At 50.3% G+C, this 26,284-nt stretch carries 21 protein-coding genes and 2 tRNA genes; 7 read left to right on the top strand and 16 right to left on the bottom strand.

Annotated features, from left to right (window positions below):
• Positions 1-43: 43 nt before the first annotated feature.
• The gene (locus ACDC99_RS08995) at positions 44-916 is read right to left on the bottom strand and encodes a LicD family protein (RefSeq protein ID WP_022316615.1); all 873 of its coding nucleotides are present in this window, start codon (positions 914-916) and stop codon (positions 44-46) included.
• Positions 917-1,071: 155 nt separating this feature from the next.
• Here ACDC99_RS08995 and ACDC99_RS08990 point away from each other — a divergent pair, with 155 nt between their 5' ends.
• Together ACDC99_RS08990 and ACDC99_RS08985 are read left to right on the top strand one after the other, a co-directional pair.
• Positions 1,072-2,514 carry a lipopolysaccharide biosynthesis protein gene (locus tag ACDC99_RS08990; RefSeq protein ID WP_370756600.1) on the top strand — a complete coding sequence of 481 codons (1,443 nt, stop codon included), beginning with the start codon at positions 1,072-1,074 and terminating at the stop codon, positions 2,512-2,514.
• A 233-nt stretch (positions 2,515-2,747) separates the two neighbouring features.
• Positions 2,748-4,037: an IS1380-like element IS612 family transposase gene (locus ACDC99_RS08985; protein ID WP_005814044.1), complete on the top strand. Its 1,290-nt coding sequence runs from the start codon at positions 2,748-2,750 to the stop codon at positions 4,035-4,037.
• Positions 4,038-4,325: 288 nt separating this feature from the next.
• Here the strand turns inward: ACDC99_RS08985 and ACDC99_RS08980 are convergent, their stop codons facing one another.
• The 4 genes from ACDC99_RS08980 to ACDC99_RS08965 form a co-directional block, all read right to left on the bottom strand.
• Entirely contained in the window at positions 4,326-4,772 is a 447-nt protein-coding gene (locus ACDC99_RS08980; RefSeq protein ID WP_288772088.1) for a hypothetical protein, read from the bottom strand.
• Between the two features lie 118 nt (positions 4,773-4,890).
• Positions 4,891-5,220 carry a hypothetical protein gene (locus ACDC99_RS08975; RefSeq protein ID WP_370756599.1) on the bottom strand — a complete coding sequence of 110 codons (330 nt, stop codon included), beginning with the start codon at positions 5,218-5,220 and terminating at the stop codon, positions 4,891-4,893.
• Between the two features lie 14 nt (positions 5,221-5,234).
• Positions 5,235-5,780, bottom strand: a complete 546-nt coding sequence (locus tag ACDC99_RS08970) for an RNA polymerase sigma factor (protein ID WP_370756598.1) — start codon at positions 5,778-5,780, stop codon at positions 5,235-5,237.
• Positions 5,781-6,510: 730 nt separating this feature from the next.
• Positions 6,511-6,903, bottom strand: coding sequence for an START-like domain-containing protein (locus ACDC99_RS08965; RefSeq protein WP_156145440.1), 393 nt, complete (start codon positions 6,901-6,903; stop codon positions 6,511-6,513).
• A gap of 227 nt (positions 6,904-7,130) precedes the next feature.
• Here ACDC99_RS08965 and ACDC99_RS08960 point away from each other — a divergent pair.
• Positions 7,131-7,204: transfer RNA gene (locus ACDC99_RS08960), tRNA-Met, on the top strand.
• Positions 7,205-7,695: 491 nt separating this feature from the next.
• Here ACDC99_RS08960 and ACDC99_RS08955 read toward each other — a convergent pair.
• The 7 genes from ACDC99_RS08955 to rsmI all read right to left on the bottom strand — a co-directional run bounded on the left by ACDC99_RS08955 (position 7,696) and on the right by rsmI (position 16,809).
• Positions 7,696-10,956 (bottom strand): endo-beta-N-acetylglucosaminidase, encoded by a 3,261-nt coding sequence (locus tag ACDC99_RS08955; protein ID WP_370756597.1) that lies wholly within the window; start codon positions 10,954-10,956, stop codon positions 7,696-7,698.
• A 41-nt stretch (positions 10,957-10,997) separates the two neighbouring features.
• On the bottom strand, positions 10,998-11,810 hold the full coding sequence (locus tag ACDC99_RS08950; protein ID WP_042520226.1) for a bifunctional metallophosphatase/5'-nucleotidase: 813 nt from the start codon (positions 11,808-11,810) through the stop codon (positions 10,998-11,000).
• Between the two features lie 43 nt (positions 11,811-11,853).
• Positions 11,854-12,618 carry a 5'-nucleotidase C-terminal domain-containing protein gene (locus ACDC99_RS08945; RefSeq protein ID WP_042520225.1) on the bottom strand — a complete coding sequence of 255 codons (765 nt, stop codon included), beginning with the start codon at positions 12,616-12,618 and terminating at the stop codon, positions 11,854-11,856.
• Between the two features lie 111 nt (positions 12,619-12,729).
• Complete coding sequence (locus ACDC99_RS08940) at positions 12,730-13,881, bottom strand: CapA family protein (RefSeq protein ID WP_370756596.1); 1,152 nt, start codon at positions 13,879-13,881, stop codon at positions 12,730-12,732.
• Positions 13,882-13,906: 25 nt separating this feature from the next.
• Positions 13,907-14,458 carry a C40 family peptidase gene (locus ACDC99_RS08935; RefSeq protein ID WP_022316295.1) on the bottom strand — a complete coding sequence of 184 codons (552 nt, stop codon included), beginning with the start codon at positions 14,456-14,458 and terminating at the stop codon, positions 13,907-13,909.
• Positions 14,459-15,126: 668 nt separating this feature from the next.
• Positions 15,127-15,975, bottom strand: coding sequence for a Cbp1 family collagen-binding glycoprotein adhesin (locus ACDC99_RS08930; RefSeq protein ID WP_022316296.1), 849 nt, complete (start codon positions 15,973-15,975; stop codon positions 15,127-15,129).
• Positions 15,976-16,047: 72 nt separating this feature from the next.
• Positions 16,048-16,809 carry a 16S rRNA (cytidine(1402)-2'-O)-methyltransferase gene (gene rsmI, locus ACDC99_RS08925; protein ID WP_044065766.1) on the bottom strand — a complete coding sequence of 254 codons (762 nt, stop codon included), beginning with the start codon at positions 16,807-16,809 and terminating at the stop codon, positions 16,048-16,050.
• A 94-nt stretch (positions 16,810-16,903) separates the two neighbouring features.
• Here rsmI and ACDC99_RS08920 point away from each other — a divergent pair, with 94 nt between their 5' ends.
• Both ACDC99_RS08920 and ACDC99_RS08915 read left to right on the top strand, forming a co-directional pair.
• Positions 16,904-17,497: a thymidine kinase gene (locus ACDC99_RS08920; protein ID WP_042520147.1), complete on the top strand. Its 594-nt coding sequence runs from the start codon at positions 16,904-16,906 to the stop codon at positions 17,495-17,497.
• Positions 17,498-17,607: 110 nt separating this feature from the next.
• Positions 17,608-18,753 carry an AI-2E family transporter gene (locus ACDC99_RS08915; protein ID WP_370756595.1) on the top strand — a complete coding sequence of 382 codons (1,146 nt, stop codon included), beginning with the start codon at positions 17,608-17,610 and terminating at the stop codon, positions 18,751-18,753.
• A gap of 145 nt (positions 18,754-18,898) precedes the next feature.
• Here the strand turns inward: ACDC99_RS08915 and ACDC99_RS08910 are convergent, their stop codons facing one another.
• Positions 18,899-20,050, bottom strand: coding sequence for a CD0519/CD1768 family membrane protein (locus tag ACDC99_RS08910; protein ID WP_022316300.1), 1,152 nt, complete (start codon positions 20,048-20,050; stop codon positions 18,899-18,901).
• Positions 20,051-20,170: 120 nt separating this feature from the next.
• The gene (locus ACDC99_RS08905; protein ID WP_042520144.1) at positions 20,171-21,193 is read right to left on the bottom strand and encodes a porin; all 1,023 of its coding nucleotides are present in this window, start codon (positions 21,191-21,193) and stop codon (positions 20,171-20,173) included.
• 276 nt (positions 21,194-21,469) lie between these two features.
• On the opposite strand from ACDC99_RS08905, the gene ACDC99_RS08900 reads away from it, so the two are divergent.
• Positions 21,470-21,542, top strand: a tRNA-Lys gene (locus tag ACDC99_RS08900).
• 200 nt (positions 21,543-21,742) lie between these two features.
• Positions 21,743-22,555 carry an MBL fold metallo-hydrolase gene (locus ACDC99_RS08895; protein ID WP_370756922.1) on the top strand — a complete coding sequence of 271 codons (813 nt, stop codon included), beginning with the start codon at positions 21,743-21,745 and terminating at the stop codon, positions 22,553-22,555.
• A 166-nt stretch (positions 22,556-22,721) separates the two neighbouring features.
• Here ACDC99_RS08895 and ACDC99_RS08890 read toward each other — a convergent pair whose 3' ends face one another.
• Positions 22,722-24,926 carry a sodium-translocating pyrophosphatase gene (locus ACDC99_RS08890; protein WP_278841926.1) on the bottom strand — a complete coding sequence of 735 codons (2,205 nt, stop codon included), beginning with the start codon at positions 24,924-24,926 and terminating at the stop codon, positions 22,722-22,724.
• 323 nt (positions 24,927-25,249) lie between these two features.
• Positions 25,250-26,011 carry a type IX secretion/gliding motility protein PorT/SprT gene (gene porT / locus ACDC99_RS08885; RefSeq protein WP_082026279.1) on the bottom strand — a complete coding sequence of 254 codons (762 nt, stop codon included), beginning with the start codon at positions 26,009-26,011 and terminating at the stop codon, positions 25,250-25,252.
• Positions 26,012-26,284: the final 273 nt, after the last annotated feature.

Here is a 26,284-nt window from a genome sequence, read left to right as displayed (position 1 = left end):
GGAATTTTTGTCTCGAAGAGGATTGTTGTCTCGATGAGATCGTTTATCCCAGCTTTTTCTTCACTTCCTCTATCGGTTCTCTGGCGTTCATGTTCAGATAAGCCCTGTTGTGCTTCTCTATCCGCTGCTCCACTGGCGGCAGCTGCATGTAGTCGCCGAAGAAATGCCGCAGATATTCGTCGTATCTCTCGGGCAGCAACACTGTGGTGTCTTCAAAGGGGAACGTCTTTCCCTTGCCGAGCCATTCCTTGGGGAACACCTCGCGGTAGCCGTAAGACCCGGTATACACCTGCACGTTCTTCGCCTTCTCATAGTCGTAGAGATGGCTCATCCCGTCCATCTGTCGTATCAGTCTGCGGCGGATCGCCGACCGGCAGAAGAATGCCAGAGTCTTTATGGCGAAGCGTCCCCACGTTTTAGTGCTTGTCAGCAGCTGCATGTATTCGCCGAAGGTGTTACGTGTGGATATGGCATTGAGACGGTTGATGATCTTCGTGTATCTGTCTTTCAGCCTGTGCGCCTTGTCTATGTCATCGTCGGTGGCGTCGAGGGGGAAGATGTCCACGAACAGACCGATGACACACGGGCGCTCGCGCTCCTCCACGAGAGTCGTCGTCTTGTCAGACAACTTTGAGAAATACAGAGGGTACGCCTCATTGTCGTAGGGCGTCACAAGTTCATACTTCCCGAAATCCTCCTTCTTGGCTATCTCCAGCAGACGGTCGTAGTCGGGGCGCGGCATTATCACGTCGATGTCGTCGTCCCAAGGGATGATGCCATGATGTCTCACCGCACCGATTGCCGTTCCTGCACAGCAGTAGAAGGTAAGTCCGTGATCCTCGCAGATGCGTGTCAACGCCTTCAGAATATCCAGAATCTTGGCGTTCCACTCTTTTTTTATATCTTTTATGTCCATACCATTTACAAAGGTAGTTAAAAAAAAGCGAAAGAGACAAGGAAAGAAAACATTTAGTTGTATTTTTGCATAATCTTAAGACCGCCACATGCGAAACCCTGTGCAGACTTTAGTGGCGGTCGCATTATGAAACAACGAAAAGAAACAGCGAAACGATGACGGAATCATTGAAGGAGAAGACAGCCAAGGGGCTCTTTTGGGGAGCGGTAAACAGTGGTACGATACAGATGCTTAACCTCGTGTTCGGCATCGTGCTTGCCAAGCAGCTCTCGCCTGGCGATTATGGCGTGGTGGGCGTGCTCACCATCTTCACTCTCATTGCCGGCAATCTGCAGAGCAGCGGTTTCACCCAGGGGCTAACGAATATCAAAAATCCAACGGCAAACGACTACAATGCTGTGTTCTGGTTCAATATCATTGCCAGTTCCATCCTCTACGTTATCCTCTTCTTCTCGGCGCCCCTCATCGCCTGGTATTTCCATTCGCCGGTGCTCACCAAGCTGTCGCGCTTCGTGTTTCTCGCCTTCTTCCTGTCGTCGTTCGGCATCGCCCACCACGCCTATATGTTCAAGAACATCATGGCAAAGGAGCGCACCATGACAGGACTCATCGCCCTCTCCCTCTCAGGCATCTGCGGAGTGGTGATGGCATGCAATGGCATGGCATACTGGAGCCTCGCATGGCAGTCGGTGCTCTTCGTCTTCATACAGAACATCTGCCGCTACTACTACACCTTCCGCAAATGGCACCCCACATTCCATATCGACTTCAGTCCGATAAGGCGGATGTTCTCGTTCAGCGTCAAGATTCTCATCACCTCTATCGTAAACACCATCAACGGCAATGTCCTCACCTTCATCATCGGACATAAGTTCCCGATGGCGGCAGTGGGAAACTTCACCCAGGCAAACAAATGGAATACCATGGCATACAGCACGATATCCGGAACCATAGACCAGGTGGCACAGCCCGTGCTGGCGCAGATTGCCGACGACAGCGAGAGGGAGAAACGGGTGTTCCGCAAGCTGATGCGCTTCACGGCGTTCCTGTCTTTCCCTGCCATGTTCGGACTGTCGCTCGTTTCCAATGAGTTCATATTGCTCACGATAGGGGAGAAATGGACCGACTGCATTCCGTTGCTCCAGGTGCTGTGTGTGGGTGGTGCCTTCTTCTCGTTCAACACCATGTACCAGCAGCTCGCCATCAGTGGCGGACGGTCAGACATATACATGTGGTGCAACATCGCACAGATTCTGATGCAGATATTGCTGATACTGCTCACTTGCAGCTATGGCATATATGTCATGGTGGTGGCATACACCATCTTCACCGTGTTGTGGCTTGCCGTGTGGCAGTGGCAGGCGCATCGCCTTATCGGCATCCGCATCGCTGAAGTACTTGCCGACACCATGCCGTTCATGCTTTCGGCGGCGGCGGTGATGGTGGTGACGCATCTTGCCACACGTGCCATTCCAAGCCTTGCCCTCCTCCTTCTCTCCCGCATCGTCATCGCCTCGCTTCTCTATCTCGCCATAATGAAGATTGCAAAGGTGGAGATTCTCAACGAGTGTCTGCGGTTTGTAAGGAAGAAGAAATAAGCTCCCCGACGAAGTCCGCACAAGTTCTGATAACCGATGAAAAAAAACGAGAGGCTGACATCCTCACGGATGCCAACCTCCAGAAAAAAACCAACACCTTAATTCCGCAACACTATAATTTAACTTTATTTATAAGTTCCTGAGCAACAAAAAGTTGCCCAGGATTTTGCCATGTCAGAATTTTCACTTATCTTAGTGTTGCAAAAAGAAAACAAGCAAAACTCTAATATGACATGGCAAAAATACAAATTAAATCTGAGAAACTCACACCTTTTGGAGGAATTTTTTCAATCATGGAGAAATTTGACTCCATGCTTTCACCCGTTATCGACTCAACACTGGGTCAGAGATGCAGCAGTATCTTCGGATATCAGTTCAGCGAGATAGTCCGTTCGCTGATGAGCGTTTATTTCTGTGGCGGCTCATGCGTGGAAGATGTAACGTCACAACTGATGCGCCATCTCTCGTATCATCCTACCCTTCGTACATGCAGCTCTGATACCATCCTCAGAGCCATCAAGGAACTGACACAGGAAAACATCTCCTATACTTCCGACCAAGGCAAGACCTATGATTTCAATACTGCAGACAAACTCAACACATTGCTTATAAACGCTTTGGTTTCTACAGGCGAGTTGAAGGAAATTGAGGAATACGATGTTGACTTTGACCATCAGTTCCTTGAAACGGAGAAGTATGATGCAAAACCGACCTACAAAAAGTTCCTCGGCTACAGGCCTGGCGTATATGTTATCGGTGACAAGATAGTCTATATCGAGAACAGCGATGGTAACACGAATGTGCGTTTTCATCAGGCAGACACCCATAAGAGATTCTTCGCTCTTCTGGAATCCCAGAACATCCGTGTAAATCGCTTCAGGGCAGACTGCGGTTCCTGCTCGAAGGAAATCGTCAGTGAGATAGAGAAGCATTGCAAACATTTCTACATCCGTGCCAACCGATGCAGTTCGCTCTACAATGACATCTTTGCTCTGAGAGGATGGAAGACGGAGGAGATTAACGGCATCCAGTTCGAACTCAATTCCATTCTCGTTGAGAAATGGGAAGGCAAGTGCTATCGTCTTGTCATCCAGAGACAAAGACGCAACAGTGGCGACCTTGACCTGTGGGAAGGCGAATACACTTACCGTTGTATTCTGACCAACGATTACAAGTCATCGACAAGGGACATTGTTGAATTCTACAATCTGCGTGGCGGCAAGGAACGTATCTTTGACGACATGAACAACGGATTCGGTTGGAGCAGGCTCCCCAAGTCATTCATGGCGGAGAATACTGTCTTTCTTCTGCTTACTGCATTGATACACAATTTCTACAAGACCATCATGAGCAGGCTTGACACCAAGGCTTTTGGGCTCAAGAAAACGAGTCGCATAAAGGCTTTTGTCTTCAGATTCATCTCCGTACCTGCCAAGTGGATCATGACTGCAAGGCAATACGTGCTGAATATCTACACAGAGAACCGAGCTTATGCAAAACCCTTCAAAACAGAATTCGGATAAGAATCCTTTCTTTCCGGTTTGAATCTGCGTATTACCTCAAGTCGCATCGTGGGGTAAGGGGATGGTGGCTACATATTGATGTTGTGCTGTTGCTTTTTACTGAAAGCTGCTACTAACGACTCATAAATCTACCCTTAATCGTGTATTGGATGATAGTTGCGGATTTTAGGCAACACTTATTCTATATAAAATCGCTTGTTCTTATTGCTTTATTTTAACCCGAAGACGGTCATTAGGCCGTTCACCCCCAAACGGTCATTAGGCCGTTTTAATGTTGTAAACTTGCTGTCATCTCCTTTTGCCGTGGTTTGCCCTGCGGCGCTCGCTCAGTCTCTTCATCATCTTGCGCTCCTTATCATACATCTGCTCTATCTGCTTCTGAGTGAGGAATTTGCTGAACTCCTGATAGTATTTGTTCCTGATGTCGAGCACCTTCTGGCTTCTCTCGAAGCGCTTGCGCATTTTCTCGGCAGCCTGCTCTTCAGTCTCGCTGTTGCGGCAGTTCTTCTTGCGGCACTTGGGTGCGGTCTGCCATAACTCCTTCTTGTAGTTCTCGTATGTCTCCACAAAGCGGTCGTAGGTCTTGCCCGTGAGGTTCAGGTCGGCAGCGATGTGCTTGGCCTGCGTTTCCGCCATCTGCTCTCTCGACATACGCTGCTTTGCATTCTGTGCCTGTGTGCCGAAGGCTGTGAACACCAGCATCAGCGTCAGGATTATCGTTCTTGTTGTCTTCATATTTTTTTCCTTTCTTTTAGATTTTGAAGTTCCTTCTTGTCATTTGTCGATTCGTCTGCCGGCAACATTCGTAGACATCCGGAACTTCGGTTTGTTATTTTTTATGTTATAGCGCTATCTATAGGTTTGAATTATATACGTCGTTGTCGTAGGCGTCGATCATGAACTGTTGGTCATCGTAGCTCAGATTGTCGAACGCCTGGTCCAGATCAGAATATACATTCATGTTTCTGGGCTGTAGTGCGCTGTGGCATACTATGAAGAGTGTTGCCACTGCTGCCGCTGCCACCATGCTGCGGAACAGATTGTAGATGCGGCACTTGCCTCTTGAGGCGGTCTTCGCCTCCAAGCTCTCCATCACCCTGTTTTCCATATCCGTAAGGAATCCTTCCGGCATGACGTAGGGCATTCTCTTTCCTACGGTCTTGAAATCAAAGTTCTTTTCCATATCTCAAATTCCTTTTAGAGTTCTTGTTGCATATATCTTATTATCTTTTCCTTAGCCAGATGGTAGTTCACTCTCGCCGTTGTGGCAGTAGTCTCCGCCACTTGGGCTATCTGGTCGTAGTCCATCTCGTCGTAGTATCTCAGGTTGAATGCCAGCTGCTGCTTGCGTGGCAGCGAGAGTATCGCCTTTTGCAGCCTTACGGCTTCGAGGTCGGAGAAGTCAACGTAGCTGTCGGCAGTCATATCTGCCATGGCATCCTGTTCGCCGAGCGCTTCGCTCATCTGTGTTGTCTTCTTGTTCCGTTCCAACAATGTCAGTGCCTGACGCGTGGCGATGCGGTATATCCATGCCGTCAGGGCATCCTTGTTGTCGAGTCTGTCGATGGAACGGTATGCTTTGATAAACGTCTCCTGTTCGACGTCCTGTGCATCATCATGACTCACCACCAGACGGCGGATGTGCCAGTATAGCGGCTCACTGAATTTCGCCATCAGCAGTCGGAACCCCTTTTCCTTGTCTTGGACTATGGTCCTCGTTATTTCGTTGTTGTCGATATTCATTTTGCCTTGTTGCCTGTAGTGATGTTTTGTTGTTATAAACTATATGATGCTTGTCTGCCGTATTGTTTGTCGGCTTTCTGTTTATAGGACGCACAGACTTGTGGAATGTTTAATCCCGAATGGTAATTAAATTATTACTGTTTGCGTTTTTTTACCCGTTGGCGGAAGGTGATCGATATGAGTAAAAGCTGCCAATGTCGCTGATTCTTAGTAAAAACGAGAATTGCTCAAAAACTGTCAGATTGTCTGGTTTTTTGTTGTAGTCTTCTGATAAACAGACGGTTGACTGTCTTGCAATTGTCAGCCAATTGTCTGGATGGTTTGCTGATGAAAAAAATTGTCAGGTGTGAGTAATTGTCAGATGAAAGGACTTGTCAGATGAGAGGAATTCAGACTACAGGAATTGCATGCGTTGGCAGGATCCAGAAAACAGGAATATGGGTATTACAACATTCACTTTTGGGGCATCATTCTGACAGCAAATCTGCCCAACAGGGGCAAGCACGTTGCCCATGATGGGTAAGCACGTTGCCCCAGTTGGGCAAGCAGCGTGCCCAATTCCTGAACTTTTGTTGTCCTTGCCAATGTTGTTTTTTAGGAGGTGGAGTCCTCTTGGGCTCCGGGAGTATATCGGTGCGTATTCTATATACCTTCGTATATTATATACAAAGGTAAATATAAAAGATGTGTATCTGCGGAGTATAGATTCTGCAGGAGGTGGTTTGGGGTGTCAGATTCCCGTGTTCTGGTGAAGCATCTGCACGTTTTCGTCCCAGATGTCCTTCAGACTTTCCGTGTCGCCGTCGTCGGCATAGTCGGTAATCGCCAGGATACAGTCGTTGGTAATCTCGCCAACCTCAATCCTCAGTTCGCAGTAGGCGTCGGGATTGGTGTCGTCGTCCCATTTGAAGCGGATGAACTTCTCTGCCTTTTCCTTCACTATGGTTGCCGTCTTCGTGTCTTTGTTCATATACGATGTCCCCCATGTGAATGTCAGCTTGTCGCCTTCCCGCTCCACCTCGTCAGCCATCCATCGTTCCAGTCCGGTAGCTTCGCTGATAATGGGCCATACCGCACTTGGTGATGTAGCGTTGAGTTCATACTCCAGATAGATTCTTTTCATGTCGTCCATAGATAAATAGATATTCTGTGCCAGTGTGTTGACCCCGTCGGTCGTAGATTCTGATGCCTTGACAACAGTTAGTAGCGTCCGATTGGGGCATATCTTCAGTTTTATGTTCTATTTTGGGGCAAAAATACAAAAAAACATTGTATTGAAAGATTTTCTTGAAAATATTTTGGTGGTTTAAATAAAAAGTCTTACCTTTGCACTCGCAAAAAAGAAATGATGGCGGGATAGCTCAGCTGGTTAGAGCGCATGATTCATAATCATGAGGTCCCCAGTTCAATCCTGGGTCCCGCTACAAGTCTTAAGGATGTATCTGAACTTGATGTTTGGTACATCCTTTTTTATTTTTCGGCGGTCGAAGATGCCGCTGACTGAACCATCCAGATGGTTTCTTATAATTTCAGATGCTTAACAGTCAGAGACTCAGGTTGTTACGTGTGAAAACCAGATGGTCTGATGATTTTTTTGTTTTTCCTCTTTTCAGTACTTTTTACGGTGATATTAGCGAGTGTGTCCCCAGCTTCCGGTGGGGATACAAGCAGTTATAAAACATATTAAACCCAAAACGGTCATTAGGCCGTTAAATGTGATATTTTATAACTGCTTGCAGTCTTTTGCTTTTTATAAGGCGTCTTTTGTCCGTTTTTAATTCGCAACAGCTTGCTATTACTCATTAAAAGCCAACCAAAATCCACTCTTCTAAAAATCAAAATCCAAGCAAGCCCTAACGACCGATTTGGGTTAAACCCCAAACGGTCATTAGACTGTTTGGGGTTAAGTTGATTTTTACAGCGGACGGTCGCTTGTTGAGACTTGACTCTTTATGTGCGTTTCGCCGTTGCGGTCCACATATTTCGCCTTTCCTGTGTATTCGCCTCCAGAGTCGGCCATCCTCATGATGCGAGCCTGACAGCCAGGAGTCTTGCCGTGGTTAGGGAATACACCGTCGGCGTCGGTCTCCTCGAAAGTGAAGTAGGCAGAAAGGCCCTCCGGCACCTCTTTGTCGGTGAACCCCCTCATGCATCGCAACACCTCCTCGGCGGTCAGCGCCCTGTTCCATATCTGCACATCGTCGATGGCACCGTTGAGGCCTGCCTTATATACACCGCTTCCGCCGATGCGGATGTCAGCCACTGCGTTGTGGTCAATCCTCTTGTTGTCGGCAGGCATCAGTTCGCGACGTGTCGATTCCGGCATCTGCAGCGGACCGGCCACGAGCCTTCCGTTTATATACACCCTCTGCACCTTCTCCTTGTCTTGCGTCACCATGATGTGCGTCCACACGCCTGCCGGGATGCTGTATCCGTCTGTCGTCATGTCGCCGTGACCTTCGATGTCGCCGCCGCAGCCCATCGTGCGATACATTATCTCGTTGGCAGGATGGTTCTTGCCGCTCTTCTCGTCGGTCCATGGCGGACAAACCTGCACCCACAGGTCGCCCCAGTTGTTGAACGGCCATTTGTCGGCTATTGAATTCTTCGACACGATGTTTGTTCCCTGCTTGTCATGCGTCCAGTCGTCAGCCTTCACCCATAGAGCCACCGAATATTCCAGTCCAGGCAACGCCTCGGCAGGAATTGTCAGCATATACGGGTCGTTGAGCTTGAGCGCCTTCGATGTGGAGGAGAGAGGCGACACCTTCACCAGTCCTCGTGTCATCGTCTGCGATCCGTCGCCGTTGATAGTCATCAGGTCGTAGATTCCATCCTTGTCTATACTCGTGGTGATGGAAGTGGAGTTCTCCGCCTTCGCCACCACCTTGTCCGTCAGAGCGTCGATGATTCTCCATTCCTTTGCCGGCGGCATCATGTTGTCCTTATAAAATACGGTGAAAGTCTCCCCCGGCTTTATCCTGTCGCGGTCGATGGCCGGTGTGCTGTTCAGGGCGTTGTATTCGATCACCCTGTAGTCGCTCCATGCTATGTCAGAGCCCTGCTGTCCGTCCGGCGACACGGCACGCACGCCGAATCGGCATTCCCTCTTGCAGCCTTCAGCCAGCGGAGCGCCGATCACGTATGCCGCCCATGATTCCGTGGCGGTGAGCAGCTGCTGCGGTCTGCCTTTCTGCTGGAAGTATATCTCGTAATACCAGGTGCCCACCTCGTCGTTGTATGTCTTCTCGTCGCCCTTTTCCTCCTTGGAGGCATAGCGCATCTTGAAGTCCACGGTGTGGTTCCATCCCCGCATCACCTCTATTTCCTTTATCCATGGCTTCACGGTGTTGAACCGCTGTCTGGGGTTGCGGACAGCCATCTCGCCGATGTTCATCACATAGTCGTCGCCCGTGCCTTCCACCACGATGCCCATCATGGCTACCTCGTCGCCGGCTTTCAGTCCCAGCTTTTTCAGAGGCGTCTTGAATGTGGTCCATGTGTTCTCCCTTTTTGCTGCAGGCAGTGCTATCTCCTTGTATTCCGACGTGTTGCCTTTGAGCGCCACGAAGAGTCTGGCGTGTGTGTCCCTGCCTTTCGGCATCTTGTATGTCAGCGACAGTTCGTAGGAAGGCTCCGTCAGCAGCTTTGTCTTGAAGAGTTTTATGCGTGAGAACTTCGTCGCTCCATGCAGCTGCAGACACGAGCCTCCGGTGTAGCTGTCGTCCCACGACAGTTCGGCATTTACAAACGAGCCGATGTTCTCTGCCGTAGTCCGGTCATCCTCGTCGGTTATCCAGAAGCGCCATGTCGGCAGGTAGTCCTGGGTGTTGAGATTATACCATTTGGAGTCGAAAGCCACCTTTCCGTCCTTGTAGTAGTGCAGTCCGTTGCCCAGATTGAAACGGGTGACAAACGGCACCTGCTGTATCGTTGACTTTGCCGTCAGCAGACGGGCAAGTCCGTGGAAGGTTCTGAGGTCAGCGTTAGACAGTGAGCAGTCTGTACGTACCTCCGGCAGCAGGGCAGGGTTGCGGTAGCCGCCGGAGAACGACAGTTCCTGTTTCAGCAGATACGCCTTCTGGATGATGACGTCAGCCGTGCCGTCGTCGGTGGCGCTCTGGTGCAGCAGGTTCTGCGAGTGTGCTCCCCATACGCCCACCGATATGTCGTTGTTCACGAGGTCCTGCCAATGCTTGTTGTTCCAGGCACGTCCCTGAATGTCGAATCCTGCATAATAGTCGTAAGGACTTCTGCCCAGCGACCGAGCGTATTTTGCCGACGCCTTCAGAATGTCGTCCGTCCAGTTGTAGTTGGCGAAAAGGCGGTCTGTGGCGATGCTGTCTTTCGCGCCGAACATCCTCTTGTTCTGTTCGCCGAGTCCGCAGTCGAGCGACAGTTCTCCGTTGTCGTCGGTCACGTCATACCATTGCAGTTCGAATGTCCATCCAATGTCCTTCGCCTTGCGGTGGACGTCGATGAAGAAATCCTGCAGCCGCATCATCGTTGCCTTGTCGGTATTGAATTCCGAGTTCACTCCCAGGGCGTTGATGCCGTAGTATTTCATCAGACGGGCAAGTTTCAGCGAGTTTCTGAACGAACCGTCGGTGTTTCTCTCCGCCAGTTTCATCAGCGTCTGCGAATAGTCCGCCTTCACGGTGTCGCCTACTTCGGCATCCCAAGGCACCGAGAGCACGCATCCCACCGTGACACCATTCTTAGCCGCCGCATCGCTGATGCCAGCCGACACTCTCAGCCATGGTGCCGACCAGTTGCCGTGGGTGTCGATATACTGCCACATAGAGAAGTTGTCGCCCTCAAAACAGTAGCGGGGCAGAGCCTTCCATTTCGTCGTAGGGTCGTCGAGCGGTGTCCACAGGAACATCCTGCGCTCAGCCTCCACATCGTTTCTCACCTGATAGTCGCCGTCGGTGATGCGCTTGAGCGGACGCTGGCGCGAGATGAAGAACTCGTCGTCGATTCTTGACAGACCGCAGGGTGGGGTGCCCGGCTGCCAGGAGTCGAAGAATCTGTAAAGGTTCTTCCAGTTTATCTCTTTCTTCTCTCCACCCACAGTCACCTTCTCAAAGTCGAATTCGTGTTTTGGAGTGCGTTGTGCCGTTGCCGTCATACATGTTATGAGGACAACGGCGATAGTGGTGATGGTGTTCTTCATGCGTAAATAAATTATTGCCGTTTCACAAGTTTACAGACTTGTCACTTCTTCTTCATGTCGATGACCAGTTTGCCCACGTAGATGCCGCTCTTGCCGTTCTGGTCGTTGCCGATGCTCTTGCCGTCGAGGTTCTTGGCATATCTCAGCTCTTTGAACATGGAATGAGAGTGACCGCCGAGCACGAGGTCGATGTTGCGTGTCTTTGCCATCATCACCTTGTCGTTCATGGCGTCTTCGTTCCATCCCAGATGCGAGAGACATATCACGATGTCGCATTTCTCCTTCAGCTTCAGATAGTCGGCAGTCTGCTGCGCCTTCTCCACAGGGTCGAGGTATTTCACTCCCGGACAGTTCTTTGCCGACACCAGTCCGTCGAGTTCCGGCGCCAGACCGAACACTCCGATTTTCATTCCGCCTCTCTTTATGATGGTATAAGGCTTCACGATGCCCTCCAGACAAGTGCCGCTGAAGTCATAGTTGGCACATACGATGGGGAATTCCGCCATCTTGAAGATGCGTGCCATGTTTTCGATGCCGAAGTCGAATTCGTGGTTTCCGATGGTAGCGGCATCATAGCCCATCATGTTCATGAGACCAATCTCCACATCGCCGCGGAACATGGAATAGTATGGCGAACCCTGTGAAAAGTCACCGCTGTCGAACAGCAGCAGCTGCGGATTGGCAGCCCTTTGCTCCTTTACCATCTCCAGACGGCGCAGGAATCCGCCGCGTCCTGCCACGAGAGTGTCTTTGAGAGTGGTCTTCAGAGGCATTACACAACTGTGGGTGTCGTTTGTGTGGAGAATCACCAGCTTCTTTATCTTCGCCGATGCGCAACTGATCGTGGCGCACATCAAGGCGATAAGGAATATCTTCTTGTAGTTCATAGTGTCGTGGTTATTTGTTTCTTACGAATCTTCCCTCTACATTGGCGTCGATTACGATGCCCTTTGCCGAGGCTTCCTTGAAATATCTGATGATGAGGTCGCGCACGTTGTTCTTTTTGCCGTCAGGATTCTTCACGTCGGTCTTGCTCTTGAAAGCCACCATCCTGTCGTTGCCCTCAGCCACATAGTCGAGAGTGGCGATGCGGTATACACGTTTAGGGTCCACCTCCTCGCCGTTTATCTTCAGGCTCAGCAGATGCAGGTCCTTGTCCATTACTGCCGCCACACCTTGGCTCACGCCCTGGCCGCCCCATCCAGCCATCTGCTGGAAGAGTTCCGTCACCTTCTCGCCGGTCAGCGAACAGAAGCAGAGCTTGTTTTCAAACGGTGCCACATCGAGCACATCGCCATACGTGATGTTTCCTTTTGGGAAAGCCGCACGTATTCCGCCAACGTTGTATACTGCGAAGTCTGGCTTCTCGCCGAAGTCCTTTCCGCTCCAGAGCAGTATGTCGGAAAGGAGGTTAGACAACGGACTCTCCGGCTGGTAGCTCTCAAGAGCCTTTGCCGTCTTGCCTACCACCGGCCCCATCACGCTGTCCACTTGAGCTCTGAATGGAGCTATGAAGGCTTCCGACTTGGCATCAGCCTTGTCGTATCTGCTGTCGATCAGGATTCGGCTCCTGTCCACGTTCTGCATCTCATAATGGGAGACGCAAGAGGCAGAAAGCATCGTAGCCGCCGCGACAAATGTAATTGATAACTGTTTGTTCATACTTATGTATTTTTGTGTCTTCTTTGTCTTATGCTGAGGTGCAGCATATCTTATCTTTGCAAAGATAAAAATATAAAATGGCATTTCCAACCGAAATGCCATTAATTAGTATTATCTTTTGCTTATCGTGCCGTCGTTGGCAATAGTGAGTTTCGGATTGCTGAAGTCAGCATTCGTCAGACTCCGTATCTCTTTCGCCACAAGGTTCAGAGGGTCGCGACGCGGACCCTTGCCGCGCTGCTGGATGAAAGAGTTTATCTTTCCGCCGACGAAAGTGCCGTCGGCTGCGTTGACGGTGAGCTGCAGCACCGGAGCATAACCCGATATGCCGCTGATGTTCACGCCGTATGGAGTGCAGAAATTGCCAAGACTGTATGCTATGAAATGATTCTTGTATAGTTCCACAGCCCTCACCACATGCGGTCCGTGGCCATACACCACGTCAGCACCGTTGTCTATGCAGAAGTGGGCGAAGTTTCTCAGGTCGCCGCGGTTCTCTCCGAGGAACATCTCCTTGCCCTGTGGCAAGTGTTTGTGTGCCGTACCCTCCGCTCCGCCGTGGAACGACACTATCACGATGTCGGCTTTCTCTCTGAGATTGCCGATAATCCTCTTCACGTTCTCCTGGTCGGCATGCTTCAGTGTGTAAGAGTTGTGGCCGAAGGCGCAGAATCCGTATCTGATGCCGTTGCGTTCCACTATCGCACTTTCCTTTCTTCCGCCGATGCCCGAATATGCTATGCCGTTGGAATGGAGAGTGGCCTCGGTGGATTTCACGCCGTCGAGACCGAAATCGAAGGCATGGTTGTTCGCCATGCTCATGAAGTCGAAGCCGGCATCGGCAATCAGTTTGCCGTAGCGGGTTGGCACACGGAAGGAGTAGCTGAATTTGCCACCCTTCTTCGTCGTCTCCCCCTCATCGGCGAGGGCGCCCTCCATATTTCCTGCCGCCACGTCGGCAACTGTCAGGATGCTGTCCACATCCTTGAAGAGCGTGGCGCCGTCTTTCTCCGGCAGACGGCTGTCGGGGAATGTAGTGCCCGGCATTATGTCGCCCACGAAGGCAAGGTTCAGTGTGCCGCCCTTGGCTCTTCTGTCAGATGTCATACTTGCCGCAGGTGCCTGCTTTCCCTTGTCGGCAGGAGCCTTGGCTGCTATAGTGTCGGAAACGCCAACGGGCACAGAGCCTTTGCGCTCGGTGCCCGTTGAAGTGCAGGCGATGGATATCCCTGCAATTATCATCAATGAAGCTAATGCTTTCATAAGAGATTTTTATAGTATACGTGTGTTATTGAGTAATCCTTCTTGCGCCCACATAGCGGCGAGAGTAGTAAGGCTCTGTGCTCTGGCTCACCTTCACGCCCTTTATGCTGGCGTGGATGAAACTGAAGTTGCCGTTCATCGGGTCGTAGTCAACCACGATTCCCACGTGGCCGATACCCTTGCCGGAACGGGGACTGGTGAAGAACACGAGGTCGCCGGTCTGCAGATTGCTGCTTGCCACAGCCTCGCCCTGGGTGTATTGTCCGCGAGAAGAACGGTTGAGCTCTATTCCCATCTGCTTGTAGAGATAGCTTGTGAATCCCGAGCAGTCGAAGCCGCCGGGACCCGATGCTCCTGAGCGATAGCGTGTGCCGATGAGCGAGAATGCCTCGTCCATGAGGTTTTCCATTGAAGCAACGTCGTAGTTGTCCACATTGCCGTCTTCCGAATACAGGAAGTCATAGTTGTCGATTTCGTCTGTCTGGTCGTTATCGTTGTCTGGCAGCTGTGCGAATGTCGGTGTGACAGCCACGAACAATGCTGCGAGAGCAATCTTGATGCTTTTTTTAATGTTCATATTCCGTTTCCGTTTTTTTTATGCGCCGTCATCTTGCCTGTTTCCAGGCAGACACAAAAGAAGACCATACCCATACATGTTTCATGTGGGTTCACTCTTGGGTGTGACGATGGTTCATTAAGCGCATTAGGTTCTGGCCTGCCGGGCTTGGAATCGGGATGACAATAAACGACATTATCCTTCTCTCTGTTGACTTTCGGCAGCCATTTTAATTAGTTTGCGGTACAAAGATAATAAAAAAAAACGACTTCACAATGTCTTTTACATCTTTTCAAGCCATTGTCTTAAAGGGGTCGCAATGTTGTGAAAATTTCTTAGCCACTGATTTTTAGCGATTTAGCTTTATGTCGTGCAGTTTTTACTTTAAGTTTTTCTTTTAATATTCGTTAACAACGATTGATTAACAAATATTGCAGCGGCGGTAAAGGTTTCTTTGATTTTCGTGGTTAAATCAGAGTGCATCAACGCTTATACACATTGTATTTTCAGTTTATGATTGGCGGGCAGAAGTGTTTATGTAAAAGGCCGTTTGAGAACTTTTGCCGTTCCGAGTTCCGCTTTTGCCAGTATTATATAAAAAAAGACAAGAGGTAGAACCGCGGAGTCCGCAGGTCCAACCTCTTGCCGGTATTTTTTTCAGTCTGTTGTCCCGTTGTGGGCAGTCAGTATTATTTCACCTGGATTACGAGATACTTGCTTGTGCTCCAGAAGATGTCAGGGTTCGTGATGCGCAAAACATACTGGTCTTTGGCATCTGTGGTGAGCGAGTAGCTGCTCGATGGGTGCATGGTGAGAATCTTTGCCGATTTGGAATACAGTTTGATTTCCTTCTCCACGCGGATATCTATCTTGGTGAAGTAGCTCTTGTTGAAGTTGCCCTGCAGCACCTTGCCCTTCACGAGGATGTTCTGCGCCTTGAGTTCCTTCTTCGTACCGAAGGCAAACCATGCCGTGTTGAGCTGCTTGTCCTGCGAATTGATGGTCTGGGTCTTCTGTTCGCTCTCCGTCTTGAGATCGCTCATGTTCGTGTTCAGGTCGCTGATGGTCTGGTCAAGCTCGGCGATGTGTATGTCTTTGGCGGCAAGTTCGGCACGCAGCTGCTTCAGCTGTTCGTCCTTTTCCTCCATCTGCTTTATGAGATTGTCAACGGTGCGTTTCAGTTCGCTGCTCTTGAAAGAGCTCTCTCTCATCTGCTGCTGCAGTTTGGCGATGAGCTCGCGGTTCTGCTGCATGCGCTGCTGTATGAACTGGATGTTTTCTTTTATCTGCTCCTGCTTGTTCTGTCCCTCGCCCTCTTTGGCTATGGTGACACGCTCTTCAGCCTTGTTGATGGCGCGGAATCCCTCTTCCACGTCGTTGAGCATTCCCACCATGTCGTTTATCTCCTGGTCGCGCTGGGCGATGATTTTCTGAAGTGAGTCGTTCTGTACTATGTTAGACAGTTCGCCCGTTGCCTTCTCGTTCTTGCAGGCAACTATCGTCGCCAGGCAGAACACGATAAATAGAATCTTTTTCATGAGTATCTTATTTTCCGTTCTTTTACTTTTCTTGTTGTTTAACTTTTTCTAAAGTTATATTGGGGTTACCTTTTATTCTCCTTGTTCTTCGTCTTCGGCAGGGGCAGGTCGGTTGCCTCTCCTTTCCTTCTTCTGCCTGTTCTCCTTCTTGTCCTTCTTCTCCTCCGGCCTTCCGGCGAGCACGATTACGAATTCGCCCTTCGGCGGAATCTCCTCGAAATGTGCTATCACCTCGTCGAGGGTGCCTCTGACGCTCTCTTCGTGTATCTTTGAAATCTCGCGGCAGGCGCTCACCTGTCGGTCACCGCCGAAATATTCGGCAAACTGCTTGAGCGTCTTCACCACACGGTATGGCGACTCATAGAAAATCATCGTGCGCGACTCCTCGGTGAGGCTCTCCAGACGAGTGGCGCGTCCCTTCTTCTGAGGCAGGAAACCCTCGAAGCAAAAACGGTCGCAGGGAAGTCCCGATGCCACTATCGCCGGCACGAATGCCGTTGCGCCAGGCAGACACTGCACCGTGATGCCGGCAGCCACAGCCTCTCTGGCGAGATAGAAGCCAGGGTCGCTGATGCCGGGAGTGCCGGCGTCGCTGATGAGGGCCACAGTCTGTCCACCCTTCAACCGCTCCACGATGCCGGCAGATGTGCCGTGTTCGTTGAACTTGTGGTGTGCCATAAGCTGGTTCTTTATCTCAAAATGCTTCAGCAGGATGCCCGATGTGCGGGTATCCTCGGCAAGCACCAGGTCGGCCTCCTTCAGGATGCGGATGGCGCGAAGCGTCATGTCCTCCATATTGCCGACAGGCGTCGGCACGATATACAATGTTCCCATATGAGCCACAAATATAAGGATATTAATCAGGAGGAGCAAAAAAACTGATAGTTTCTTTGCAATTTTTAAAACGTCTTTGTACTTTTGTGCTCAAATGAACAATAATTTAGCAGGGGAGACACACCGCCCCGGAAGGATAGAAGTGGTGTGCGGCTCTATGTTTTCCGGAAAGACAGAGGAGCTGATAAGGAGAATGAAAAGGGCCAAGTTTGCCAAGCAGAAAGTGGAGATTTTCAAGCCGTCGCTCGACACCCGCTATTCCGATGTGGATGTGGTGAGCCATGACCAGCATTCGATACCGAGCACACCGATAGACTCATCGTCTACAATCGCCTTGCTCTCGTCGGACATCGATGTGGTGGGTATCGACGAGGCACAGTTTCTCGACGATGGAGTGGTGGACGTGTGCAACGACCTTGCCAACCGTGGCGTGAGAGTCATCGTGGCAGGGCTCGACATGGACTTCCAGGGCAAACCTTTCGGTCCGATGCCCGCCCTTTGTGCCATTGCCGACGAGGTGACCAAGGTGCATGCCATCTGTGTGAAATGCGGAGCGTTGGCATATATCAGCCATCGGCTCGTGGCAAACGATAAGCGTGTGCTCCTGGGCGAGCAGATGGAATATGAACCGCTTTGCAGGGAGTGTTACCAGCGCATCGTGAATGACAACGAGCTGCAGGGACGCTGATTTTGGGCAGGACGCATGGTGGTGTCGGGCCAGTTGCATAAATTAAGGTGTAGCTCGCCGGATATAAAACAATGGTGTGACTTGTAATAATAAAAAAAGTATAGAAGTTTATGTTGGAGAAAGAGATTACTTTCGACCGCTTTGTGCGAATACTCGGTATCGTGCTTCTTGTGGGCGGCGTGTTATATACGATGAATTTCCTGAGCAGCGTGCTCCTGCCATTCTTCGTGGCTTGGCTGCTGGCATATCTGATGTATCCGATAGTGAAGTTCGTGCAGTATAAACTGCATGTGCCCACCCGAGCCCTGTCCATCATAGTGGCGCTGGTGTTCGTGCTTGCCGTCATCGGTGGAGTGTTCTATCTCATCATTCCGCCGATGATAGACCAGTTTGAGAAACTCGGCGACATCGTGATGCAATATGTCAAGCAGGGTACCAACGGCGAGAGTTTCCAGGCTGTGGTGCAGCAGTGGTTGCATGACAACAGACAGGCGATAGAACAGGTGTTCAAGCGCAAAGACGTGTCAGACGCCATCAAGTCGGCGATGCCGAAACTTTTCAGCGTGCTCGGCCAGACGGCAAACGTGATATTGAGCATCGTGGCGTCGCTGATAACGCTGCTCTATATGTTCTTCATCCTGCTCGACTATGAGTACCTCTCATCGAGCTGGATAAAGATATTCCCCAAGAAGGTGCGCCCGTTCTGGCAGTCGCTGATGAAAGACGTGGAGCGCGAGCTGAACAGCTATATCCGTGGACAGTCGCTCGTGGCACTGATAATGGGAATACTCTTCTGCATAGGTTTCACGATAATCGACTTCCCGATGGCTATCGGTCTGGGAATACTGATAGGCATCATGGACCTCGTGCCATATCTGCATACCTTTGCCCTGATTCCAACGGCATTCCTCGCATTGCTCAAGGCTGCCGACACAGGACAGAACTTCTGGGTGATACTGGCGAGTGCCGTGGCGGTGTTCTGCATCGTGCAGGTGATAATAGACATGGTGGTGACGCCGAAGGTGATGGGAAAGGCGATGGGACTGAATCCCGCCATCCTGCTCCTCGCCCTCTCTGTGTGGGGCACGCTGCTCGGATTCATAGGACTTATCATAGCCCTGCCGCTGACAACGATATTGATAGCCTACTATCAGCGATATGTCACAAAAGACAAGGCGGCAGAACATGCCGATGCCGAATCCACAGAAGTCGCGGATGGCGCAGCCACTGCTGCTGCAACCCTCAAAGATAATTAAAATACCTTTGTCATAATACAACGGTATTAAAGAAACGACAGAAGCCTGCATGCAGTCGATGAAATTCTGCTTGCAGGCTTTTGTCGTTTCTGGGGACCAATGATATCAGATGATTGTCAGACGAATATCAGGGTGTATGAGATTATCAAGCGAATATCAAGGTATATCCCATATACACCAGGTGGGCGCAGACGGCTGCCACCAAACCGCCGATGGTGTGGGCGATGATAGCCTTTGGAGTCAAGTCGCGATAGCCCAGAGAGTCGAGCATCGCAGTGTGGGTGCTCAAGAATCCGCTCCAGCACATACCGATTGCCGTGAATACCGCAATGGCGTTGCCATCTACCCATCCGTGCTCAATGAAACCTGGCACCAGGCTCAATGCAGCGCCTACAGCTCCGAGAGCGGTGATAGGGAATGCCACGAGATGTGGGTCGTTGAATCCGAAGAGCCATTCAAACACGAAGTTTATCTTATAGGCAAGGGCTGGAAGCAGTTCCACACCCTGATATGCCGAACCGTCGTATCCGTTGGCACCTTCGCCGAAGGTGAACATCATCACGAACGTAGAGATGATGAGCACACCGGGGATGATGGCTATACCCACATCCACTCCGCTTCGTCCACCGTCGAGCAGACCGTCGAGCAGACGGATGAAGACAGACTTCTTCGGTTTGTCGCTCTCTTCGGCAGTCATTTCCTCCTCTTCTATTTCAACGGCATTCTCATGGGCATACTGAGGGAAAGCCTTCAGTATGAAAAACTGCATGAGACGTGTGGAGCAGACACATCCGCAGCAGGCTCCGAAGAGACCGATGAATGGTGCAGCATAGAATCCGTTGCCCACCATGAACACCATCACCAGAAGACCCATACCGAATGCCGTTCCAAAGTTGGTGAGGGAAATATACTGGTATTTCTTGAAGAACGAGGCGAATCTCTTGTCGTTGGCAAGCGATATGATGGCGGGGTTGTCTGAGAGGAACGTCATCACGGCTCCCAGCGATGACACACCGGGGAGATTGAACACCGGTTTCATCAGCGGGCGCAATAGCTTCTCAAGCAGGCTCACCACGCCGAACTCCACGAATACCCTGCCCAAGGCTCCCGTTATCACGCAGATGCTCATGAGATAGAACACTGTGTTGATCAGCAGGTCGTGGGCGGTCTTCATTATAGTGTTGAGCATGTTGGGAACTCCCATCACATAGCCCAGATATCCGAACAGCGCCACTACGATGAGGACGCACAAGCAGCCATTTGGCAGCAGACTTCTTTTCTTGGTTTTGTTTTCCATATTCCTTTTTGTTGATGTCTTAGGTATTGGATTTATTCTGAATAGGTTTTCTTGGTTTTTTGTCGTCCGGGCATTGCATCATCTGCCATTGTTGGCAGATGCGCTGTTGCCATGACATTATCAATAACCCATTTTGAACAGGTCGATCTTTGCCGATACGCCAGCCTGAATAGTCAGTCTGTCGTTGAGCATCGTGCCGTCAGGGTTTGTGTTCTTTCCGCTGGTGTGTGCCACACCGAGGTTCACTCTGAAGTTCTTCTTGTTCTTTACAGGGAAGAACTCCAGTCCGCCGCTCACCGTGGTCAGCTCCGAGCCGGCCATCACGTATTTGTCGGCATCGGTGTCAGTCTTGTTCACGTCGTAGGTCACTTTGCCGTAGATGTTCAGCATGGGAATCACGCCGTATATCAGGTTTGCCATCACAGAGCAGTCTTTGAAGAAATATGTCTGATGGCTGGCAGCACGGTTCATCAAATCCAGTTCCAGCGTCACCGGTCCCATGTTGAATCGGTTGCCCAATGCTATGTATGAAATGAATTTGCTCGGTTCGTATTCCATCATGTTGAGAGAATAGGTGGTGCTCCAGATGCCGTGAGTGCCGGTCCAATAGAGGTTGTAGGCAAACATGTCGTGTCTGTCGGCGGTGGCAAAAGAGCTCTCGCAGAACTGTGCGAAGAAGGTGTCTTTGCCACTGTTAGAGGTATATGCAGCGTTTACACCGAATTTGAAGCAAGTCACGTTGTTCCAGAATTCAGATGCCGTATAGATGTCGATAGGAGCTTTCTCATATTCGTATCCACCTATCCATACTATCTCCTTACCGGCAGAAACTCCCCAGTTCTTGTTCGCCTGATAGGTTACATACATCCAGTCTGTTGCCTGGAAAATGTCGTTTCTTTCGATTTTCTTGTTCAGTCGCTGTCTGAAGGCGAAAGAAACCTTTTCGTTGATTTGTCCGTCAACGAAGACGTTCAGCTGGTCGCCTTTGAATCCAGAGTGGTCATGCCTCAGTTCGCCGCCAACCCTGTCGTTGTAGAAGCCCACCTTTGTCTCGGCTCCGATTTTCAGTTTCGGTGCAGTTTCCTGCGCCTGTGTCGGCAATGCGCATAGGGCAGCGATTGCCAATAAAGGAAAATGTCTCATATTTTAATTTATAGTTTTATCATGGTGTGTTTCCCGCAAGAAAATATTGTATTCCTGTCACAAGAACATTGTATTTTCCTTCTAAGAATATTGTGTCTTTCTCGTAAGAACATTGTGTTTCTCCCGTATGAGGTTGCAAATGTATAATAAAAGGAAAAATATTCCAAACGATATAGCAAGAAAATACGTCAGAATAAAAAAATCATTAAAATATTTGGTTGTTTGACAGAAAAGTCATACCTTTGCACTCGCTTTTGATAATAAAGCAAATACGGAGATCCGCTAGCTCAGTTGGTAGAGCACAACACTTTTAATGTTGGGGTCTTGGGTTCGAACCCCAAGCGGATCACACAAAGGGAGGTCTTCGGAACCTCCTTTTTTTGTGCCCTGCGGTATCGAAGTATTTGTAGTATCATAGTTTTTTTATTTGTAGCATCATGATGTCTTGTGATGCTGATAAAAGAAGGAAGACACATGGAAACAACAAGAGATATTAATGTTTCGGTTGCAGGCAACGACAGCAACAGGCTGGCAAACGGGAAAGAGTATATGGAAAAAGAAAACAGAATAATCATGCTCGGCACGGGTAGCGCCACGGTGACTCGCTGCTACAACACCTGTTTCGTGGTGGAGTCGGGGAGCGACAGGCTGATGGTTGATGCCGGTGGCGGAAACGGTATCCTGGGACAGTTGTCCAAGGCTGGAGTCGCCATCGATGATATCCATCACCTCTTCGTTACACATGCCCATACCGACCACGTGCTCGGAGTGGTATGGGTGGTGAGAGTGATAATGCAGCATGTGCTTGAAAGGCGCTACGACGGGGTGCTCCACGTGTATGGCAACGGCAAGGTGGTGGATGTGATAACCGCCATCTGCGGAATGACCCTGCACAAGAAATACAACGCTCTCATAGGTTCGGAGATATTGTTCCACCGCCTTGCCGACGGAGACGGATTCCAGGTGGGCACGATGGATGTGAAATGTTTCGACATCCACTCCAAGAAGGAACCGCAATATGGATTCTCCCTGCGCTTCGGCAATGGCGAAAGACTGGTGTGTATGGGCGACGAACCTTGTTCGGAGCAGACGCTGCAACATGCCGCCGGTGCCGACTGGATGATGTGTGAGGCTTTCTGTCTGTATGCCGACAGGGAGCGCTTCCGTCCATACGAGAAATTCCACAGTACCGCACTCGATGCCGGAACAATGGCAGAGAAGACCGGTGTCAGGAATCTTATTGTATATCATACCGAAGACTCCGACCTCGCTCATCGTAAGGAACGCTATACCGAAGAAGTGAAAGAGAATTTCTCTGGCAACGTGTTCGTTCCCGACGATCTTGAAGTGATAAAGCTCTAAAGGATTGTCTTTTACGACATGAAGGATAGATTTACGACATGAAGGATAAATCTACGTCTTAAATTATATATTTACGACATGCCCCGCCGCGACATAGAGATTGTCATGGCGGGGCATGTTGGTATTTTTTAAGGAGGATAATTCAGACCGTGTTGCCGATTTGTATTTACAGGAAAGCAATCGTCAGTCCTGCCATCACGATGCTGACCATCGACATCAGTTTGATGAGGATGTTGAGCGACGGACCGGAAGTGTCTTTGAATGGGTCGCCCACGGTGTCGCCAACGATGGTGGACTTGTGGTTCTCGCTGCCTTTGCCGCCGAAGTGTCCTTCCTCAATCATCTTCTTGGCATTGTCCCATGCTCCGCCCGAATTCGACATGAACACGGCGAGGGTGAAACCTGCCGCCAGTCCGCCGGTCAGCAATCCGAGCACGCCGGCAACTCCCAATACCAAGCCTACCACTATCGGTATCACTATGGCGAGCAGCGACGGGATTATCATCTCCCGCTGTGCGCTCCTCGTGCTTATCTCCACGCAGCGTCCGTAGTCTGGTGTAGCCTTGCCTTCAAGTATTCCCTTTATCTCGCGGAACTGTCGGCGCACCTCCTGTACCATCGATTCTGCAGCACGTCCCACGGCACCCATCGTGAGTCCGCAGAAGAGGAATGCCGCCATGGCTCCGAGAAATGCTCCCACGAGCACTCTCGGGTTGATGAGGTTCACCTGGAAGAAGTTTATGAAGTCTATCGTAGAAGCGTTTGTAGGGTCGAAGATGTTTCCTGCCGCATCCACATATTGCTTGCCGCCCTCGAAGGCTCTCACCATGGCAATCTTTATCTCCTCTATATAGGAGGCAAGCAATGCAAGCGCCGTTAGCGCCGCCGAACCGATGGCGAATCCCTTTCCCGTTGCCGCTGTGGTGTTGCCGAGAGCGTCGAGAGCGTCGGTGCGCTCACGCACAGCCTCGCCCAGTCCGCTCATCTCGGCGTTGCCGCCGGCATTGTCGGCGATAGGGCCGTAGGCATCGGTAGCCAATGTGATGCCGAGTGTGGAGAGCATTCCCACGGCAGCGATGCCGATGCCATAGAGACCGGTGCTGAGACTCTTGGCTGATAGCGACATGTCGAAACCGTTGGCACACAGGTAGCTGAGCATGATAGCCACGGAGATGGTCACCACTGGCACCATCGTTGATATCATCCCCGTGCCGATGCCCTTGATGATTACCGTGGCAGGTCCTGTCTGCGATGCCTCTGCAATTTTCTGTGTAGGCTTGTAGCTCTGTGATGTGTAATATTCTGTAGCCTGTCCGATGATTACTCCCGCTGCCAGACCGCTGATTACCGAGAACGACAGTCCGAGCCAGTTTTCAATTCCCAGCAGATAGAGGATGAAGAATGTGGCGATGGCGATGAGCACGGCACTGACGTTAGTGCCGAGACCGAGCGAATGAAGCAGGTCTTTCATCGATGCGCCCTCTTTGGTGCGCACCAGGAAGATTCCGATCAGCGAGAGGAAGATGCCTATCGCCGCGATTATCATCGGAGCTATGACAGCCTTCAGCTGCATGTCGCCGTTCATGGCGAATGCCGTGGCGCCGAGAGCAGCAGTGGAGAGTATAGATCCGCAATAGCTCTCATAGAGGTCGGCTCCCATTCCAGCCACGTCGCCCACGTTGTCGCCCACGTTGTCGGCGATGGTGGCAGGGTTGCGGGGGTCATCCTCCGGTATGTTGGCTTCCACTTTTCCCACGAGGTCGGCTCCCACGTCGGCTGCCTTGGTGTAAATTCCGCCGCCCACACGTGCGAAGAGCGCCTGTGTTGAGGCTCCCATTCCGAATGTGAGCATTGTGGTGGTAATGGTTATCAGGGCAGTCTTCTCATCGGCATATACAGCGTTGAGAATCAGAAACCAGATGGCGATGTCGAGGAGTCCGAGGCCCACGACTACGAGTCCCATCACGGCGCCGCTGCGGAATGCAGTCTTCAGTCCCTTGTCCAGTCCTGTGCGTGCTCCGTTGGCTGTGCGTGCAGAGGCGTATGTGGCGGTCTTCATGCCGAAGAATCCGGAGAGTCCGGAGAACAGTCCGCCGGTAAGGAATGCGAACGGCACCCATGGGTTCTGCACTTCAAGCACGTATGCCATGAATGAGAATATTATGGCAAGCACTATGAATACTATGCCCACCACCTTGTATTGCTGTTTGAGATATGCCATCGCACCCTTTCTCACGTGTGCTGCAATCTCTTTCATACGGTCGGTTCCCTCTTCCTCTTTCATCATGGTGCGGAAGAAATACCATGCCATTCCCAATGCCACGATGCTTGCTACGGGAATCAGCCAGAAAACTAATGGAATTTTGTTCATAAGTATTTGATATTTAAGTTTGACTGCTTAAAAAATTAAAGCCCAAGCAAGCCCTGAAGACTGATTTGGGTTTATGGTTGCAAATATATGAAAATATCAAATAAGTTGAACTTCTGAATTACTTTTTTTCTGTTTTCTCTTTGATTAATGTCACTTTTGTCTCTTTTTGCAATATCTTGATTGCATTTAGACGGTATTGTGATGACGTCAGTCCGCTTGGAGTTTATTGATGATTGCATATAACTGAACTTCCCTTTGTGATTGCCTTGTCATGTCTGGTAATCACAAAGGGAAGTCTGTTCATGATATTTGTTCGTTTCCGTTTATTCAAAGTAGAATGTCAGTGCGATGATTTTGCTCCGGCATTCTTTCACTGAATTTGCATACATGAAGCGGTCTGCCATGCTCGGGTCTTTGAATCGTTTCGGGTGGTCTGTGTCGAGACAGTTGGTCAGTCCGTAACAGAATTTCAGTTCAGGTCGCAGCTTGAAGAAGGGCAGGTAGAGATCGCAGCCCAGTCCCACTTCCAGAAACACGTCGTAGCGTTTCAGCTTGATATAGTCGCTGTCGCTGCCTGAGAGGTTCAGCATAGGGTTCACTCCCGCCATGAGATAAGGGCGGTGGTTGTTGAAGCGTGGTGCGCTGAAGATGAGGTCCATGGCAGAAGAGATATAGATGGTCTTCAGCTCCTGGTTCTGCATCACGTTCTTTCCTTCGCCGGTCTTGTCCGTCAGGTTCATGAATTTGATGTTCCTTGTTCCGAAATACATTGCCGGAGCGAGGCGGAAGGCGAAGTGTGTGCCAAGGCGCAGCTCACCGAGCACACCTACTGTGAATCCGGCGTCCCACTTGTCCTGGTCGGTGGTGATTATCTTCTCCACCGTGCCGTCGTCTGTCGTTATCGTCTGCGGTCCCATGCCCACGAACTCCAGATCCTGCAGGTGTGTTCCCACCATCACACCGAAGTGGAACGGTCGCAAATCGGTATACGGTCGATTCTGCACCTGTGTGTCTTGCGCTTTCATGGCCGTGCAGCCCATCAGCAAGGCGAACAGAATCAGTATATGTCTTGTAATTGTCTTCATCGGTTATCGTTTTTATTTACTGATAACGTAGAATTTGGCGTCTTATTGCATTTCGGGAGGCATCAATGTTTGGTTATGGCTTAAAATTACTTTATATGCCATAATCCTGTTCCTTACTGATTTTTTCATTTCCTGATTTCTCCCTTCTTCTTTGCAATACCCATAAATGATTATCGCCCTGGTTCATTATATACTTAATAATATGTGAAACAGGAGTTGAGGAACGTCGAAACTGATATTTTTTACTCGAAAGCAAAAAAAACCGTACCAAAT

This window comes from Prevotella pectinovora, from assembly GCF_041323955.1.
Taxonomy (GTDB): domain Bacteria; phylum Bacteroidota; class Bacteroidia; order Bacteroidales; family Bacteroidaceae; genus Prevotella; species Prevotella pectinovora.
Note: the sequence above shows the minus strand (reverse complement) of the source record. Positions and strands in the feature narration are given on the sequence as shown.

Excerpts from the sequence above, each read along its gene's own strand:
- ACDC99_RS08995 (WP_022316615.1), bottom strand. The coding sequence starts at position 916 with ATGGACATAAAAGATATAAAAAAAGAGTGGAACGCCAAGATTCTGGAT.
- ACDC99_RS08990 (WP_370756600.1), top strand. The coding sequence starts at position 1,072 with ATGACGGAATCATTGAAGGAGAAGACAGCCAAGGGGCTCTTTTGGGGA.
- ACDC99_RS08985 (WP_005814044.1), top strand. The coding sequence starts at position 2,748 with ATGGCAAAAATACAAATTAAATCTGAGAAACTCACACCTTTTGGAGGA.
- ACDC99_RS08980 (WP_288772088.1), bottom strand. The coding sequence starts at position 4,772 with ATGAAGACAACAAGAACGATAATCCTGACGCTGATGCTGGTGTTCACA.
- ACDC99_RS08975 (WP_370756599.1), bottom strand. The coding sequence starts at position 5,220 with ATGGAAAAGAACTTTGATTTCAAGACCGTAGGAAAGAGAATGCCCTAC.
- ACDC99_RS08970 (WP_370756598.1), bottom strand. The coding sequence starts at position 5,780 with ATGAATATCGACAACAACGAAATAACGAGGACCATAGTCCAAGACAAG.
- ACDC99_RS08965 (WP_156145440.1), bottom strand. The coding sequence starts at position 6,903 with ATGAAAAGAATCTATCTGGAGTATGAACTCAACGCTACATCACCAAGT.
- ACDC99_RS08955 (WP_370756597.1), bottom strand. The coding sequence starts at position 10,956 with ATGAAGAACACCATCACCACTATCGCCGTTGTCCTCATAACATGTATG.
- ACDC99_RS08950 (WP_042520226.1), bottom strand. The coding sequence starts at position 11,810 with ATGTGCGCCACGATCAGTTGCGCATCGGCGAAGATAAAGAAGCTGGTG.
- ACDC99_RS08945 (WP_042520225.1), bottom strand. The coding sequence starts at position 12,618 with ATGAACAAACAGTTATCAATTACATTTGTCGCGGCGGCTACGATGCTT.
- ACDC99_RS08940 (WP_370756596.1), bottom strand. The coding sequence starts at position 13,881 with ATGAAAGCATTAGCTTCATTGATGATAATTGCAGGGATATCCATCGCC.
- ACDC99_RS08935 (WP_022316295.1), bottom strand. The coding sequence starts at position 14,458 with ATGAACATTAAAAAAAGCATCAAGATTGCTCTCGCAGCATTGTTCGTG.
- ACDC99_RS08930 (WP_022316296.1), bottom strand. The coding sequence starts at position 15,975 with ATGAAAAAGATTCTATTTATCGTGTTCTGCCTGGCGACGATAGTTGCC.
- rsmI (WP_044065766.1), bottom strand. The coding sequence starts at position 16,809 with ATGGGAACATTGTATATCGTGCCGACGCCTGTCGGCAATATGGAGGAC.
- ACDC99_RS08920 (WP_042520147.1), top strand. The coding sequence starts at position 16,904 with ATGAACAATAATTTAGCAGGGGAGACACACCGCCCCGGAAGGATAGAA.
- ACDC99_RS08915 (WP_370756595.1), top strand. The coding sequence starts at position 17,608 with ATGTTGGAGAAAGAGATTACTTTCGACCGCTTTGTGCGAATACTCGGT.
- ACDC99_RS08910 (WP_022316300.1), bottom strand. The coding sequence starts at position 20,050 with ATGGAAAACAAAACCAAGAAAAGAAGTCTGCTGCCAAATGGCTGCTTG.
- ACDC99_RS08905 (WP_042520144.1), bottom strand. The coding sequence starts at position 21,193 with ATGAGACATTTTCCTTTATTGGCAATCGCTGCCCTATGCGCATTGCCG.
- ACDC99_RS08895 (WP_370756922.1), top strand. The coding sequence starts at position 21,743 with ATGGAAAAAGAAAACAGAATAATCATGCTCGGCACGGGTAGCGCCACG.
- ACDC99_RS08890 (WP_278841926.1), bottom strand. The coding sequence starts at position 24,926 with ATGAACAAAATTCCATTAGTTTTCTGGCTGATTCCCGTAGCAAGCATC.
- porT (WP_082026279.1), bottom strand. The coding sequence starts at position 26,011 with ATGAAGACAATTACAAGACATATACTGATTCTGTTCGCCTTGCTGATG.